Raw genomic sequence first — 16,535 nt, forward strand, 5'->3', positions numbered from 1 at the left:
ATTAATTATTTGATAATGCCACCACAAATTTTACAGTTTCTTCAACATCTGCTATTGAAACCATTTCATGAGGCGTATGTATATATCTTGTAGGTATTGATATTGTTCCTGAAGGTATTCCTGACTTTGTCGTCTGATATCCTCCCGCATTAGTTCCGCCAAATAATAAAACTTCCATCTGATATTTTATATTATTTTTTTCAGCTACTTCTTTTAATGTATCTACAACAAATTTATCACTTACAGTATATCCATCTTTTATCTTTATACACGGGCCCTCATTTAATTTCATAGACATCCTTTTAAAAGCCTTTGGAGTATCTGCAGAAGCCGTAACATCAAGCGCTATTGCCATATCTATGTCATAATTATAACCAGCTACCGATGCACCTATTAATCCTACTTCTTCCTGAACAGTAAAAGCGAAAATGATTGTATTTTTAGGCGTGTCTATTCTCTTTATTGCCTCAATCATAATAGCACAACCTATTCTATCATCGAGTGCTTTTGAGATAACTTTATCTCCTAAATCATTAAATTGTGCATAGTAGGTTCCAAATGTCCCTATAGGTGCTATCTTTTCTGCTTCTTCTTTTGAAGAAACTCCTATATCAACAAATAATACATCAAAACTTAAATTATTCATGTTTTTAGAATATTCTTCCATGGTTTCGCCTTCAAACCCAATTACACCAATATGCCCATTAAATTGAACCTTAGCCCCTATTAAAACCTTTGGGTTAACACCACCAACAGGCTCTACTCTTAAAAAGCCACTATCTGTGATATGTGTAACTACAAGTCCTATTTCATCCATGTGTGCATCAAACAATATCGTCTTTTCTCCTGAACCCTTTTTTATAGCAATTAAATTCCCAAGCTTATCCACTTTATATTCATCAACATATTCCTTTATTTCGTCTATAATAATTTCTCTAATTTTCTTTTCTCTACCACTTGGAGAATTGATTTCTGTTAATTTTTTTATTAAATCTTTCATTATTTTAATATCCTCCCTTCAAGAACTAATAATTCTAATAATTTATATCCGTTGATATAATCATTAATGTCTATAATTGTATTAGGTGAATGAATATAACGTGATGGCACTGCCAATATTCCAGATGGAATACCATCTAATGTTGTTGCAAGCCTTCTGGCATCTGTTCCTCCTGCAGTTCTCATTTTAAACTGCAATTTTATGTTATTTTCCTTTGCCACTGATATAATTTTATCAAAAATTTCTTTTGATAATACCACACCTGAATGCATAAAAAATGTAGCAGGTCCATTACCAAGATGTGTTGCCCATTTATCTTTATCCAATAAAGGATAATCTCCTGCTGTAGTTCCCTCTAAAACCAGAGCTACATCAGGTTTAATATAATGCGCAGCTACACCACTTCCACGCAATCCAACCTCTTCCTGTACAACAAAAGCAAAATAAGTATCATATTCTGGCTTATACCCTTCCTGAATTTTATCAATTAAATTCATCATCCACGAACAACCTGCTCTGTCATCGAACGCTTTTGAAACTGCTCTATCACCACTCATATAAAATTTTGTATCAAATGTTACCATATCTCCCAATTTTATTTTTTTCTTTAATTCTGTTTTTTCATAACCTGTATAAACTTTAAAAGATGTATAATCCGGTTTTGATTTTCTTTCATTAGTATTTAATAAGTGTATGGGTTTAATTTGTACTATAGATAAAATTTCTCCTTTAACTTTAAGCCTTTGAGCAAAAACCACACGAGGATCAACTCCACCTACTGGAGAAATATGAAAGGTTCCATCATCATTTACTTTAGTCACCATAAACCCTACTTCATCCATATGTGCAAGCAACATGACCTTTTTTGATGAATCTTTCCCTTTTATTTTTGCTATTAAATTTCCCATAACATCTACATGATATTCATCCACTTTATTTTTTATTTTTTCAAGAATATATTCTCTAACCTTTTCTTCTTTACCAGAAATTCCAGGTAACTCTGTAAGTTCTGGCAAATATTTTAAAAGCTCATTCATCATTTTCACCTTCTTTGTTATAATCTACAATAAATTGCGCTATTAATCTTGCTGTATTGTCTACATCAGAAGGATCAACAACTTCTACAGAAGAATGCATATTTAAAATTGGTATAGATATACCTATTGTTTTAATACCTTCTCTAACTATCTGAACAATGTCTGCTTCAGTTCCGCTTCTTATAGGTAATGGCTCAATTTGATGCTTTATATTATATTCTTCTGCTATTTTTATTATTTTTTCTGTTACTTCATTATTCATAGTTGGTCCTATCGCTATTGCCGGCCCTTTTCCCATTTCTATTTTTTCAAAATGTGGTGGTGTATCACTCCCAAAAGTGACATCTACAATTATTCCGATTTCTGGATTTACCTCATAACTAGTTCTTTTTGCACCTTTTAATCCTATTTCTTCACCCTGGTTAAATAAAAAATAAATGCTTTTATCTTCAATTTTATATTTCTCTAAATATTCGAGAGTTTTTAATAAAACTGCACATCCTGCTCTATCATCAAGAGCTTTACCTGTTATTTTATTATTCAATTCTTCTGATTTTACATCTACAACGCCAATATCACCAACTTCAATATCTTCTGTTCCACCATCAATAGAAAAATCCACATATAGGTTATCGAAATCTGGTGCAGTATTTCTATGTTCCTGCTTTTGAAGATGTGGTGCGAGCATTCCTACAATTCCTAATTTAAATCCCTGTTTCGTTTTAAACTTAACCCTTTTTGAAATCAATGTTCTTGGATCAACCCCGCCTATAGTATGAACCATTGCAAATTGTTCATCAATTATTTTTGAAATAACTAACCCTATTTCATCCATATGAGCAAACAGTCCTATTTTATTACTTCCATTCCCATATTTTATTCCTAAAGATCCTTTTCCTGCATCAAAAATCTCTATATTATTTGAAATTTTAATCACCAGATCTTTAATTGTCTCTTTCACTTCATTTTCATACATTGAAACACCTATAGCATCGCTTAATTTTTTTAGAATTTCTGTTGTTTTCATCTTATAACCTCCATCATAATTCTATAGGTTCAACATTTATCTGATCATTATCATAATGTATTGATACTGGCCCTTTTGGCCATGCGTAATTATTTAAGACTATTCCGCATATTTCCACAAGAGGTGATTCCATTTCTGCTGCTACTATAAATGTATTTTTATGCTGCGTCATTCCAACTCTAACTGTACCCTTTATTTTACCAAATACTATCACACTCCCTCCAGCTCTTATTTCTGAACCCTGATTCACATTACCAAAAATAATTATATCTCCTGGATTATCAAGTATCTGACCAGAGCGCACATGTTTCTTATATATATTAGTACCACTTAATCTAAATTCTTTCTTCTTTTTTTTGATTTCTGGAAGATCTTCAAAATATGCTCCTGATAAATATAATTTTTTCTCCTTTGCCAGCTTTCCTATTTTGGGTACAATTGAATACATTTCTGGATTTTTTATCAAAACATAGAACCCATCACCTTCTGAAAAAAAGTTATTCAGCTTATCTAAATTTTCAGAAAGTTTTTCCAAAAGTTGCTTTTGTGTAACGTTTTTCTCAAGAAAAAAAATGATGTCTCCATCAATAAATTTAGGATATACAATATCTTTTTCCGAAGCCATACAAAAAACCTCCTGTAATTTTCAATTAATATCTATATAATATAATAGCATATAATTATCGTTAATACCAATTTATTATTCTTATCATATCTAAGATAATCCTTAATTATCAGCTGAAATTATCTTTTATTGCAGATTTTTTCATTAGCAAAAAAGAAAAAAATATTGTAAAATATAATCGTGTCGTGAAATATTTAACCCAAAAAAATCCAGAAATCTGCGGAGGTGCTTTATGTATCAGGATAAAAAATTAATTGAAATTTCAGAGAAGAAGAAAAAATGGGAAGAAACAACCTTAAAAAAGACACTCGAAAGATTTCCAGAAAGAAAAAAACATTTTAAAACTACTTATAATGAAGAGGTAAAGCGTTTATACACACCTGAAGACATTAAAAATATTGATTATTTAGAAGATATAGGATTTCCAGGGGAATATCCTTTTACTCGTGGCGTTCAACCTACAATGTATAGAGGAAGATTCTGGACAATGAGACAATATGCGGGTTTTGCTTCTGCTGAAGAATCCAATAAACGATATAAATATTTATTAGAACAGGGACAAACAGGTCTTTCAGTTGCTTTTGATTTACCTACTCAAATAGGATATGATTCAGATCATTCAATGTCAGAAGGTGAAGTGGGAAAAGTAGGCGTTGCTATAGACTCTTTAAAAGATATGGAAATACTTTTTGATGGTATACCTCTTGATAAAGTAAGTGTTTCTATGACTATTAATTCTACAGCTTCAATATTGCTCTCAATGTTAATAGCTGTTGCTGAAAAACAAGGGGTAGAACAAGAAAAGTTGAGAGGAACTATACAAAACGATATATTAAAAGAATATATAGCAAGAGGCACATATGTATTTCCTCCAGAACCTTCGATGAAAGTAATTGTAGATATATTTGAATATGGTTCCAAAAATCTCCCTAAATTTAATTTAATAAGTATAAGTGGATATCATATAAGAGAAGCTGGCGCAAATGCCGTTCAAGAAGTCGCATTTACATTAGCTGACGGATTGGCATATGTTGAAGCTGCTGTTAAAGCAGGGTTAGATCCAAATATATTTGGAAAAAATTTATCCTTTTTCTTCAATGCCCATAACAATTTTATTGAAGAAATTGCAAAATTCAGAGCTGCAAGAAAATTATGGGCTAAACTAATGAAAAATAAATTTAATGTCACAAACCCTGCTGCATTAAGATTAAAATTTCACACTCAAACTGCAGGTTCCACATTAACTGCTCAACAACCTTTAAACAATATAATAAGAGTTACCTTGCAGGCTTTAGCCGCTGTTTTAGGTGGAACTCAATCACTGCATACGAATTCTTATGACGAAGCTCTTGGATTGCCTACGGAGTTATCTGCTACAATTGCTTTAAGAACACAACAAATAATAGCATATGAATCAGGGGTTACTGAAACAATAGATCCTTTTGCAGGATCATATGTTATAGAATCTTTAACAAAAGACATTGAGGAAAAAGCTATGAAATATATAGAAAAAATTGAAGAAATGGGAGGAATGGTAAGAGCAATTGAAAATGGTTATGTTCAAAAAGAGATATTAAATTCTGCTTATGAAACACAACTATCTATAGAAAATTCCGAACAGATTATTGTAGGATTAAATAAATTTACAGTAGAAGAAGAACATAACGGAACCATTTTAAAAGTGGATCCTATCGTTGAAGAAAAACAAAAAGAAAAATTAAAAAATCTAAGAAAAGAAAGAAATAACGACGAAGTAAAGAAAAATCTGTTAAAATTGGAAAATGCTGCAAAAAACAATGAAAATATTATGCCATATATTTTAGACGCAGTGAAATCATATGCTACATTGGGTGAAATCACAAATGTTTTAAGAGACGTCTTCGGCGAATACCACGAAGCTGTAATATTATAACAAGGGAGGATTAAGGATGAATAAAATAAGGGTATTGGTAGGAAAACCCGGTTTAGATGGTCATGATAGAGGAGCTAAGGTCGTTGCAAGAGCATTAAGAGACGCTGGAATGGAAGTTATATATACTGGAATAAGGCAAACTCCAGAAGATATTGTAAATACAGCTTTAGAAGAAGATGTAAATATCATAGGATTATCAATACTATCAGGAGCACATATGAAATTATGCGAAAAAGTGTTGAAATTATTAAAAGAAAAAGATGCAGATATTCCCGTATTTTTAGGTGGAATTATACCAGAAGATGACATACCAACTTTAAAAGAAATTGGGATTGTAGAAGTCTTTGGTCCTGGAACTCCACTTGAAACAATAATCAGCAAGGTGAAAGAAATTGTATATTCAAAAAAAGCTTGAAAATATAATAGAAAAGTTCAAAAATGGTGAAAAATATGCTTTAGCACAGGTAATATCCCTTGTAGAAAACAATATAAATTATGCCTGGGATATAATAAAACAACTTCCAAACCCCGAAAAAGATACACAAATAATAGGAATAACCGGAAGTCCTGGTGCTGGAAAAAGTACATTTTTATCAAAAGCTGTTAATGAATGGAGCAAAAATAATTTAAAAATAGGTATTATAGCTGTTGACCCATCAAGCCCATTTTCCGGTGGCGCTTTTCTTGGAGATAGAATACGTATGAGAAATTTGTCCGGTAAAAACAATGTTTACATAAGAAGTATAGCTTCTCGAGGCAGCGTTGGTGGTTTATGCGATTCAATATATGATATTGTAGATGTTATGAAATCATTTGGATTTGATAAAATAATTATAGAAACTGTTGGTGCAGGACAATCTGAAATAGAAGTAATATTTGTTGCAGATACTGTGCTCCTTGTTTTATCTCCAAATACCGGTGATGAAATACAGATGTTTAAAGCTGGAATAATGGAAATAGCTGATGCCTATATAATAAACAAAATGGATTTACCAGAAGCTGATAAATTTATTTTACAATTGAAAAACACATTATCTCTGGAAAATGAATATAAATCAAAAATCATATTACCTGTTAGCGCTATACAAAACAAAGGTATTATAGAAAGCATAAATTGGATTGATACACATTTTAATGAATTAAAAAATTCAGGCGAATATGAATATAGAAAAAAAAGAAGAATAAAAAGAAGAGTTAGAAGCTCTATTATAAGAAATATAGATAATATAATAGATGACTCAAATATAGAATTTGAAAATATAAAAGATTACAAAGAAAAAATAATGAAATATATATGTGAGGAGGAAAAAAATGAAAAAGATTGATCATATTGGAATTGCAGTAAAATCCATTGATAAAGCTTTAAATTTATATAAAAATTTATTAAATTTAGAAATAACAGGAGAAGAAATTCTTGAAAATAGAGGATTAAAGGTCGTTTTTATAAAAGCTGGTGATACAAGAATAGAATTATTAGAGCCTTTGCATGAAAATTCTGAAATTTCTGGATTTTTAAATAAAAAAGGCGAAGGAATACATCATATAGCATACGAAGTGGAAAATGCCAGTGAAATGATAAAGAAATCAAAAGAATTGGGAATAAAACCTTTAAGTGACGAACCAAAAGATGGTGCTCATAACACAAAAGTTGTTTTTTTACATCCAAAAACAACAAATGGCGTATTAGTTGAATTAGTTGAACATAAATAGTATAATAAATATAATACTCTTGAAGGGAGTGTAATAAATGGATGAGAAGTTTCAAGAAATATACGAAGAATTCTTAAAAAGAAAAGAAAAGTTATATGAAGGTGGCGGAGAAACAAAAATAGAAAAACAACACAAACTCGGCAAGTTAACTGCAAGGGAAAGAATCGAATTATTGGTGGATAAAGGGTCATTTGTTGAAACGGATTTATTTGTAAAACACAGAAGCACAAACTTTGGTCTTGACAAAAAAATATTTCCATATGATGGAGTAATAACAGGCATCGGAACAATTAATGGTCAGAAAATTGCAATATATTCTCAGGATTTTACCGTTCAAGGTGGTTCTCTTGGAGAGATGCATGCAAAAAAAATTATGAAAATTCAGGATATGGCTATGAAATATGGAATTCCAATTATTGGAATTAATGATTCTGGAGGTGCAAGAATACAGGAAGGCGTCGACTCACTATACGGATATGGTGGAATATTTTATAGAAACACCTTAGCATCTGGAGTTATTCCACAAATCACAATAATTGCAGGACCTTGTGCTGGTGGTGCTGTATATTCTCCAGCAATCACCGATTTTATTATAATGGTCGACAATACATCGCAAATGTTCATAACTGGACCTCAGGTAATAAAAGCTGTTACAGGTGAAAATGTTGATAAAAACCAACTTGGCGGCGCTATGGCTCATAATGCAAAAAGCGGTGTTGCTCATTTTATTGCAGAATCAGATGAGGATGCTATGAATATAGCCAAAAAACTCTTATCATACATTCCTTCTAACAATTTAGAGACTCCAGAAGATTTTGATTTTGATAATAATTTTGATTTACCTGAAAAGATTTATGAAATAGTATCTCCAAATCCAAAAAAAGGATATGATATTAGAGATATTTTAAATCTGGTGTTAGATAAAAATTCTTTCTTTGAAGTGCATAAATACTATGCCACAAATATAGTTGTGGGATTTGGTAGATTAGGAGGAAAAAGTGTTGGAATAATTGCTAACCAACCAAAGGTATTAGCTGGAGCTTTAGACATAAATTCTTCAGATAAAGCTGCAAGATTTATAAGATTCTGTGATGCGTTTAATATTCCTATTATTACATTTGTGGATACTCCGGGATTCTTACCAGGTGTTGGTCAGGAACATGGAGGAATAATCAGACATGGAGCTAAATTATTATATTCATATAGTGAAGCAACTGTACCAAAATTGACCGTGATTTTAAGAAAAGCTTACGGGGGCGCTTATATAGCCATGGCATCTCAACATATAGGGTCTGATTTTGTATTTGCATGGCCAACTGCAGAAATTGCTGTTATGGGATCAGAAGGAGCAGCGAATATTATATTCAGAAAAGATATACAAAATTCGGAAAATCCAGAAAAAACAAGAATGGAAAAAATTGAAGAATATAAAAAAGAATTTGCAAATCCTTATGTTGCAGCTGGAAGAGGTTATATAGAAGATGTTATAGATCCAAAAGAAACCAGAAAAGTTTTAATTCAAACATTATATATATCTGAATCAAAAGCTGAACCAAGACCAAATAAAAAACATGGAAATATTCCATTATAAATGGTGGTGTTATTATGAATAATGTTTTGTCAATTACTCTTGTTGGAATAGTTATAGTTTTTCTTGTATTGTTTATATTAAGTATGTTTTTTATATTTTTCAAATTTTTATCTCCATCAAATGAAAGAAAAGTAAAAAAGGAAATAAACATGCCTCATACAAACCCAAAACCTGTTGAAGATAAAAATATTATCAACATTAATGATGATGAAGAAATAGTTGCTGCTATAATGGGAGCAATATCGATGATTATGGAAAACAAAAAATTTAAGATAAAAAGCATTCAAGAAACTACATTATCACAAAGAAAAAATAAAAGCATGTGGGGAGTATTACCATCTGCTATTACCTGGAGAGCAAAAAGATTAGGAGGGAGAAAATGATAAGAAAGTTTAATGTTAAGGTAAATGGAAAAAATTATGCAGTGGAAGTAGAAGAATTAGAAAATAACAGTACCGCATCTCAACCTGCACCACAACCTGTTGCTCAGCCACCTGTACAATCTGCACCAATATCAAGGCCAGCACCAGAGCCTACACCTGTTATGCAAAAACAAAAACATACATCTGTATCTGACGGAAAAAATGTTGTAAAAGCTCCATTACCTGGTGTTGTCGTAGATATAAATATTGCTGAAGGTAATAGAGTATCAAAAGGGCAAAAACTATTGGTAATAGAAGCTATGAAAATGGAAAACGAAATATTAAGTGATTATGATGGCGTTGTTGAAAAAATACTTGTTAAGAAAGGTGACAGTATAGAAGGGGATCAAGATTTAATTATAATTTCATAATAAATCAGAATGTTACCACAAATAATAAAAAGGAGAATTTATTCTCCTTTTTATTATTTGTGTACCTTTCTAAAAAGTCCTAAGATTTTAAGAATAGTTTTATCTAAAAATTTATTTTTTCTATCAAATGAGTATTTTTGCTAATTTTTTTGTATCCAAGTTCCATATTTTTTATTATTTTAAAAAGCTTATAGTTGCTTTAGATATTAAATTAAAAAACGAATGAAAATATTTATACTATATATTAAGCTAAAAATTATAACGTAATACAATTTTTTATTCTTTAATTCGTCAGAAAATAAAAAGACCATAACCACTATTCCAACAAAATTGGTAACCAAAAACAATAAATAAGAATTTATTTTAATACCTAAAAATAAAATTCCAATTAGCAAAGACATAATATAGCTTATCAATATTCCAATTGATAATTTTAATTCATTTATGCTTATACTCAAAAATTTAAAAATTATTTTATTTAAAAATATTCCGATTATAAACGAAAGAAAAAACACAAATAATGCAAGAAATATAATCAAGATATTTAAAAACGAAATATTTATATCTATACTTTTAGATAAGTCGACAATAATTTTTTTTATTGAGATGTTTTTCTGAAAATATTCAAAAACAAAAGATACAAAAATATATGACGCACCTATATAAGTTATTAAAAAGTATATATGTTCTTTTTTAATCATAAAACATCCCTTCCTTTTTTAAAGTTAATTCAATAAAATTATAGCTATTTAAATTCCCATGATAAGTAAATATTACTATAGTTCTTTCTGAACTTCTTTGGTTTAACTCGGCAAATAAAATATTCTGTGTTTTTAAATCCAGATGAGAAATCGCCTCATCAATAATAATCATGTCCCACATATTTGGTATAAAAATAAGAGAAAAAATTGTTTTTAAATTTGTTCCAACTGATGCTTTATATGGAAATATGGAGGCATCTTCTATATTCAACTTTTTTAAAACTTTTTCAATAAAATCTTTCCTAATATTTATACTATGATAAAACATAAATAATTCAATATTTTCTTTTAATGTTAACCAATTCTCATTTAATGAAAATTCTGGAATATACAATATTCTTTTTAAGTTATTTTTATATATTCCTCCACTAAATTTTTCAATGTTCGAAATACATCTAAGAAACACACTTTTCCCAATTCCATTTTCTCCTTTTAACCAGTATATGTTATTATAAAAAACATAAGAGATATTTTCAAAAATTATTTTTTCTCCATATTTTTTATAACAATTTTTAAGTTCAAGCATTCTATCTGATCCTCCTAGCATATACTCACCTTTTTCTTAATTTAAGCACATAAAAAGATATTAATTTGTGAATGTTGAATATATATAAAAATACCAGAAATGCAAGTTTAAAAAATTCACCATATATTTTATTATAAAAAGATATTTTCAAAAAAATATTATTATACATATCTGGAATCAAAAAGATTATTATTACATATATTACAAAAATAATCAGAAAAAAATGATTTATTTTTTTTCTAAACTCAAAAGATTTATAATGAATGAAAATATAAATTTTAATTATATACCATACAAGTAAAATTAGATTTATAAAAAATAATAGAATGTAGATACTTAAATCTTTAGAAATTAATACAAAAATAAAAAATAAAAATATAATAGCAGTAAAAAAAAGCCCTATTTTAAATTCATACGAATTTAAAATCCAGTATTTATATGGATACTTTGTGGTTTTGAAAAATGCATATTTGCTATATAAAACCTCAAAGTTTAACTGTTTTTCTTCTAAAATTAATTCTAATTCAGCCATCAAAAAAATCATTAAAAAATATTCAGCAATATACATATTAAAGAAATAATATGTTATAATCATACCAAAAAAACAAATATAAATTCAACATATTCACTTATTGGATATCTTTCAAAAAAAAGCCTTAAAGAAATCAATGGATTCATTTCCTTTTTTAGATAAAAATCTTTTTCAGAATACTTTTTATTATTAATAATAATTTCTTTAAATTGCGAAAACCATGTTTGATATAAAAATAAAATATTGATGATAATAACAGGGATTAAGAATAATATTTTTATCTTCAATATATATACTAAAACATATATAAAAAGAAGTGAAAACAAGATATATTTTATTTTTTTAGTATATACTTTTATAAAAAGATATGTAATCTGAAATAAAAAATTAATTGCTAAAAATACTATCTTTTCATATTGATGTAAATATAATAAAAATAATATTATATTCGAAATTATATATACACTAATAAAAGGATTCATTCTTAAAAATGTGAAAACAATAAATTTGACTGCCGTTTTTTTAGAGGTTAAGTAGTGTAAATTTCTGTATTGTTTGAAATAAGTTATAATATTGGGATAGTTGTAATGAACCAATAAAAACGAAAAAAATAAAACACTTATAAATGAATTTCTATTAAAAAAGAAAACATATATAAATAAAGAACCTATAATCATAAATATATATATATAACAATAAATAAAAGAATTTATAAATACATCTTTAACTATCTTAAAATTATCAATCCAGTATTTCATAAGTAATTTGATATTTATCTCCTCCTTAAAAAAAGAAGAATGATTATTAATCATTCTTCTTTTTTGATTACAAAAATCAAATTACCACATGGTTGCGTATTTTTTCCCATACTTTTTAATCATTTTTTTTGCAACTGCTACTATTCCAGCTGTAATAGCCTCCGTTCCAATAATTGCTGTGACTATTGAAATAATAGTTGCGATAGTTGAAAATGTATCAATAATATCTATAACTTTTTTTGCTGCATATGTTGAAATTCCAAGCATGGAAGCCAAATTCAGAGGTGAAAAAACAAAAAATACAATAAAATTAAAAGCTATAATACTTACTGCAAGAAATACAATTTTTTTCACAAAATCCCTCCCTTTTGATAAATTTACATACTTTGAAATAATAATTTTATATAATTCCGATTTGATGTTATCAAAAAAAAAAAAAAATCAATACTATAGAGTAAAATTTAAGTAAAATTATAATTAATTTTTCTTTTATTAAATTTAATAAATTTACATAATTATATTATCACCTAATATGTTTTTATAGTTAAGTTTTTGTTTATTATCAAAGATATTCTAATTAAAATGATGATGAATTAAATATTTTAACCATCTATTATATAATTCTTCTGAATCCATTTTATCATTTAAATACATTATAAAATCAGTACTGAAAAATTTAAATAATATATAATCTGTTTTTTTATCAATTTTTATTGCTGTTTTCAATTGTTTTGCAACTATATCTTCTTTTTTATCTAATTCTTCTAAAAATTTTTCATCTGGCATAATCGTATTATTATATTTATAAAATTTTTTAGCCACTTCTGTTTTTGATAAATATTCCATTACTTTTTCAGCTTCACTTGATTTATTTAACAACACCCATTGTTGACCACCCATTGGAGAAAAACTCCCATCAATTCCAGAAGGGATAATTGAAACTCCAAAATCAAAACCTTTTTCCTTGTATGTAGAAAAACTCCATGGGCCATTGAATATTATATCCACTTCCCCACGGACAAACATATTTATCATATCATCATAAAAATTTTCTGTAATTTTTGGAATTAAATTATTCTTATATAAAAATTTTATTTTTTCCGCTATATTAATAAATCTTTTCTTATTGACATTTGAAGTTAAAAAATTTTTATCTTCACTTAAAAAGATAGCGCTCATCCACCATCCTGAATTATATGGCATATAAAATACATAGTCTTCAATTTTATTTTTATCAAATGTTGGAGAATTAATATTATTTCCATATATATCTTTTGTATTATTTTCTATATAATCCCATAATTCGTTTAATGTTTGTGGTGGTTTTTTTATATGTTTTTTATTATATAACATAACAAGGCAATCTACTGATTGTAATATTGGTTTATCTTTTATATATGATTCAAACCATTCAGGTGTTTTTATATCTACTCTTGCAATATCAATTTTACGATTTAAATCAAGCAGTTGCTTTATCCTTGAAAAATGTCCCGAAAATGGGATTCTCTCAATGTTAAACTTGACCATATGAAATAATTTGTATGAGTTTAAAATTTTTTCCAATCCTTTTGTTTCACTTTCAGACATTTGTGTTACTATATTTATATTTTTTCTGGGAAATATAGCATATATGCTGATTAAAACTACAATGAAAATTATCAGCACTACTTTAAATTTCATTTTTTCATCTCCCTATATATCCCTTTTATTTCTTCTATATTTTCCAGAAAAATTTCTACAATTTCTGGATCAAAATGTTTCCCTTTCTCTTCTATTATTATTTCTATAGATTTTTCAATGGAAAATGCTTTTTTATAAGGTCTTTCTGAAACAAGAGCATCAAAAACATCACATATCGCTACTATTCTTCCCTCTATAGGAATTTCTTTACCTTTTAATCCATATGGATATCCACTTCCATCATATTTTTCATGATGATATAAGGCTATCCTTGAAGCGAGATCAAAAAAACCATCATCTATTTTTTTTAGAATTTTATAACCTATTTCCGCATGTTTTTTCATATATTTATATTCTTCATCAGTTAATTTTTCTGGTTTTAATAGAATTGAATCAGGTATTCCTATTTTTCCAATATCATGCATTTGCGCTGCATAATAGTAATCCTCAATTAAATTTTTGTCTTTTAATATTTTTGAAGCTATTATTTTTGATATTTTACCAACTCTAATTATATGATTTCCCGTTATTTCATCTCTAAATTCTGAAATATTACCAAGAAGACTTATTATTTCTTGTATCAACCTTTTATTTTTAGATATATAATCTATATTATTTTTAAACATTTTATCCAGAGTTTTTCCTATTCGATCTATCTCTTTTATATAAGTTTTAGAAATATGATAATCAATTTTTTCTCCATTTAAAATATTCTCTCCTATACTTTCAACTTCACTGGAAAAATCTTCTATTGCATATTGTATTCTTAAATAAAATTTTTTATCTATAATATAAGAAATTAGAAATATTAAAATTATCAATACAGATCATTGAATTGATTCATTTAACATATAGCTCTTTAAATCCATACTAATATCAAATAGAACGTATATTGGATATACCCCGTAAGTGCTATCGTTAAATCTTACATAATAATATTTTCTTCCTATTTTTATAATATTATTATTAATCAATTTTATTTCCTTTATATTTTCTTCTACTTTCACATTTGATACTATTATATTTCTATTAAATCCCATTACAATATAATTACTATCCAGATTAATTTTTCTAATTGTATTTTTTACAATTGGTGGAAGATATATTATCCTTAAATATAATTTATTTTTTTTATAATAATAATTATATAATTCTTTATTTTCAATGACTGAATATCCATTAAATGCTCCAACCTCTTTTAAAGCATTTAATACTTTCTCCGAAGCCTTTATTATATTATAACTTTTTGCTTTTTCTAATTCATTGTCTATTTCCTTTGTTAATTCTGAAAAGAATATATTGGTAATTTTATTAAACATTCCTTTTTTATACTTTATTTCTTCCTTTATATCAAAATATATTGTTGTCGGAAACAAAAAAATAAATATTAAAATAAGCAAAAGAAAACTTTGCTTATTAAATATTTTTTTTATTGAATATTCTTTCATTTTATCACCTTTAGCTTTTATATTCATAAATATATAATATTTGTTTTCCATTTATAATCTTTTTTTTCTTATTAGCTTTCTTTCCAAAAAATGCTTCAAAATTTTCATGTGAAGTTATAATAGAATAGTTGAAATATGGAAATGTTTTCCTCAGATATCTCATTTGTTCGTAAATTTTTTCTGCATGAGCCTTATCCTTCAACCTTTCACCATATGGAGGATTTGTTATTATATATCCTTCACTATAATCTAATTTTATGCTCTCCATATTTCTTTTTTCAAAACGTATAAATTTATTTAGTTTAAATATCTCAGCATTTTTTCGTGCTATCTCTATCATCTTAAAATTTTTATCAAAACCAAAAAGTTTAAGCTCCCCATATTTAATAATTTCCAGAGATTCTTTTTTATATTCTACAAACTTTTTTTCATCAAAATTAGACCACGTTTCAAATGAAAATCTCCTATATATTCCAGGATCCATATTTATTCCATACATTGCTGCCTCTATTGGAATGGTTCCTGAACCACAAAAAGGATCTATCAATACATGTTTTCTTTTCCAGCCTGCTTTCAAAACCATTGCCGCTGCAATAGTTTCGCGAAGAGGTGCTTCGCTTACGAGTTTTCTATACCCACGCCTATGTAATCCTTCGCCAGTTGTATCCAATGTTAAAGTTACTATGTTATTCTTTATATATACACGCAATTTGTATATTCCGGTTTCTTCATTATATACATTTATTTTATATTCTTTTTTTAATTTTTCTATTATAGCTTTCTTTACAATTGATTGAATTACTGATTGATTATATAAAATAGATTTTGAAGTTCTTACCTTATCAACTATTATTTTACCATTTTTAGGAAAATAATATGACAAATCCAAATTCATTATACCATCATATAAATCATCAAAACTTTCCACATTAAATTCTGCAATTTTTATAAAAATCCTTTCTGCTGTTCTCAATTTTAAATTTAACTTATAATAATCATAAGCTTTACCAGAAAATTCTACCATACCATTATTTGCATTTTCTATTTTGTAATTCAGCTTTTTTAATTCATTTGACAATATTTTTTCTAAACCTATTGAACATAATGCTATATAATTCAACTTCCTCACTCCCAA

General features: G+C 27.5%; 20 protein-coding genes. 7 read left to right on the forward strand and 13 right to left on the reverse strand.

What is annotated here, in order from left to right:
• Position 1 precedes the first annotated feature (1 nt).
• From X275_RS05360 to X275_RS05375, 4 genes are read right to left on the reverse strand one after another with little or no spacing between them, the layout of a single operon-like run.
• Positions 2 to 1,000, reverse strand: a complete 999-nt coding sequence (locus tag X275_RS05360; protein WP_047267874.1) for a M42 family metallopeptidase — start codon at positions 998 to 1,000, stop codon at positions 2 to 4.
• Positions 1,000 to 2,037: a M42 family metallopeptidase gene (locus X275_RS05365; RefSeq protein WP_047267875.1), complete on the reverse strand. Its 1,038-nt coding sequence runs from the start codon at positions 2,035 to 2,037 to the stop codon at positions 1,000 to 1,002. Before X275_RS05365 ends, X275_RS05360 begins: the two co-directional genes overlap by 1 nt.
• The gene (locus tag X275_RS05370) at positions 2,030 to 3,064 is read right to left on the reverse strand and encodes a M20/M25/M40 family metallo-hydrolase (protein ID WP_047267876.1); all 1,035 of its coding nucleotides are present in this window, start codon (positions 3,062 to 3,064) and stop codon (positions 2,030 to 2,032) included. The genes X275_RS05365 and X275_RS05370 overlap by 8 nt, the downstream gene beginning before the upstream one ends.
• 13 nt (positions 3,065 to 3,077) lie before the next feature.
• A complete protein-coding gene (locus X275_RS05375) occupies positions 3,078 to 3,689 on the reverse strand; it encodes a septum site-determining protein MinC (protein WP_047265758.1) in 612 nt (203 codons plus the stop codon).
• A 232-nt stretch (positions 3,690 to 3,921) separates the two neighbouring features.
• On the opposite strand from X275_RS05375, the gene X275_RS05380 reads away from it, so the two are divergent.
• The 7 genes from X275_RS05380 to X275_RS05410 are packed head-to-tail and all read left to right on the forward strand — an operon-like array spanning position 3,922 to position 9,695.
• A complete protein-coding gene (locus X275_RS05380; protein WP_047267877.1) occupies positions 3,922 to 5,601 on the forward strand; it encodes an acyl-CoA mutase large subunit family protein in 1,680 nt (559 codons plus the stop codon).
• A gap of 16 nt (positions 5,602 to 5,617) precedes the next feature.
• Positions 5,618 to 6,016: a cobalamin B12-binding domain-containing protein gene (locus X275_RS05385; RefSeq protein ID WP_047267878.1), complete on the forward strand. Its 399-nt coding sequence runs from the start codon at positions 5,618 to 5,620 to the stop codon at positions 6,014 to 6,016.
• Positions 5,994 to 6,926, forward strand: a complete 933-nt coding sequence (gene meaB / locus X275_RS05390) for a methylmalonyl Co-A mutase-associated GTPase MeaB (RefSeq protein ID WP_052913653.1) — start codon at positions 5,994 to 5,996, stop codon at positions 6,924 to 6,926. Before X275_RS05385 ends, meaB begins: the two co-directional genes overlap by 23 nt.
• On the forward strand, positions 6,913 to 7,311 hold the full coding sequence (gene mce / locus X275_RS05395) for a methylmalonyl-CoA epimerase (protein WP_047265761.1): 399 nt from the start codon (positions 6,913 to 6,915) through the stop codon (positions 7,309 to 7,311). Before meaB ends, mce begins: the two co-directional genes overlap by 14 nt.
• 37 nt (positions 7,312 to 7,348) lie before the next feature.
• Positions 7,349 to 8,902 (forward strand): acyl-CoA carboxylase subunit beta, encoded by a 1,554-nt coding sequence (locus tag X275_RS05400; protein WP_047265762.1) that lies wholly within the window; start codon positions 7,349 to 7,351, stop codon positions 8,900 to 8,902.
• 14 nt (positions 8,903 to 8,916) lie between these two features.
• A complete protein-coding gene (locus X275_RS05405) occupies positions 8,917 to 9,285 on the forward strand; it encodes an OadG family protein (protein WP_047265763.1) in 369 nt (122 codons plus the stop codon).
• Complete coding sequence (locus X275_RS05410) at positions 9,282 to 9,695, forward strand: biotin/lipoyl-containing protein (protein ID WP_047265764.1); 414 nt, start codon at positions 9,282 to 9,284, stop codon at positions 9,693 to 9,695. The genes X275_RS05405 and X275_RS05410 overlap by 4 nt, the downstream gene beginning before the upstream one ends.
• Positions 9,696 to 9,901: 206 nt before the next feature.
• Here the strand turns inward: X275_RS05410 and X275_RS05415 are convergent, their stop codons facing one another.
• The 9 genes from X275_RS05415 to X275_RS05455 all read right to left on the reverse strand — a co-directional run bounded on the left by X275_RS05415 (position 9,902) and on the right by X275_RS05455 (position 16,520).
• Complete coding sequence (locus X275_RS05415; RefSeq protein WP_047267879.1) at positions 9,902 to 10,396, reverse strand: hypothetical protein; 495 nt, start codon at positions 10,394 to 10,396, stop codon at positions 9,902 to 9,904.
• The gene (locus X275_RS05420) at positions 10,389 to 10,982 is read right to left on the reverse strand and encodes an ATP-binding cassette domain-containing protein (RefSeq protein WP_047267880.1); all 594 of its coding nucleotides are present in this window, start codon (positions 10,980 to 10,982) and stop codon (positions 10,389 to 10,391) included. The genes X275_RS05415 and X275_RS05420 overlap by 8 nt, the downstream gene beginning before the upstream one ends.
• A gap of 25 nt (positions 10,983 to 11,007) precedes the next feature.
• A complete protein-coding gene (locus tag X275_RS05425) occupies positions 11,008 to 11,550 on the reverse strand; it encodes a hypothetical protein (RefSeq protein ID WP_197072603.1) in 543 nt (180 codons plus the stop codon).
• A gap of 23 nt (positions 11,551 to 11,573) precedes the next feature.
• The gene (locus X275_RS11690) at positions 11,574 to 11,996 is read right to left on the reverse strand and encodes a hypothetical protein (RefSeq protein ID WP_197072604.1); all 423 of its coding nucleotides are present in this window, start codon (positions 11,994 to 11,996) and stop codon (positions 11,574 to 11,576) included.
• A gap of 357 nt (positions 11,997 to 12,353) precedes the next feature.
• Positions 12,354 to 12,596 (reverse strand): uberolysin/carnocyclin family circular bacteriocin, encoded by a 243-nt coding sequence (locus X275_RS05435; protein WP_442914811.1) that lies wholly within the window; start codon positions 12,594 to 12,596, stop codon positions 12,354 to 12,356.
• A gap of 249 nt (positions 12,597 to 12,845) precedes the next feature.
• Positions 12,846 to 13,952 (reverse strand): extracellular solute-binding protein, encoded by a 1,107-nt coding sequence (locus tag X275_RS05440; protein WP_047267884.1) that lies wholly within the window; start codon positions 13,950 to 13,952, stop codon positions 12,846 to 12,848.
• Positions 13,949 to 14,773: an HD-GYP domain-containing protein gene (locus tag X275_RS05445; RefSeq protein ID WP_052913655.1), complete on the reverse strand. Its 825-nt coding sequence runs from the start codon at positions 14,771 to 14,773 to the stop codon at positions 13,949 to 13,951. Before X275_RS05445 ends, X275_RS05440 begins: the two co-directional genes overlap by 4 nt.
• Positions 14,774 to 14,779: 6 nt before the next feature.
• On the reverse strand, positions 14,780 to 15,451 hold the full coding sequence (locus tag X275_RS05450; RefSeq protein WP_047267885.1) for a hypothetical protein: 672 nt from the start codon (positions 15,449 to 15,451) through the stop codon (positions 14,780 to 14,782).
• Entirely contained in the window at positions 15,411 to 16,520 is a 1,110-nt protein-coding gene (locus tag X275_RS05455) for a THUMP domain-containing class I SAM-dependent RNA methyltransferase (protein WP_052913657.1), read from the reverse strand. The genes X275_RS05450 and X275_RS05455 overlap by 41 nt, the downstream gene beginning before the upstream one ends.
• Between the last annotated feature and the right edge of the window lie 15 nt (positions 16,521 to 16,535).

This window comes from Marinitoga sp. 1197, from assembly GCF_001021165.1.
In the GTDB taxonomy this organism is placed as follows: Bacteria; Thermotogota; Thermotogae; order Petrotogales; family Petrotogaceae; genus Marinitoga.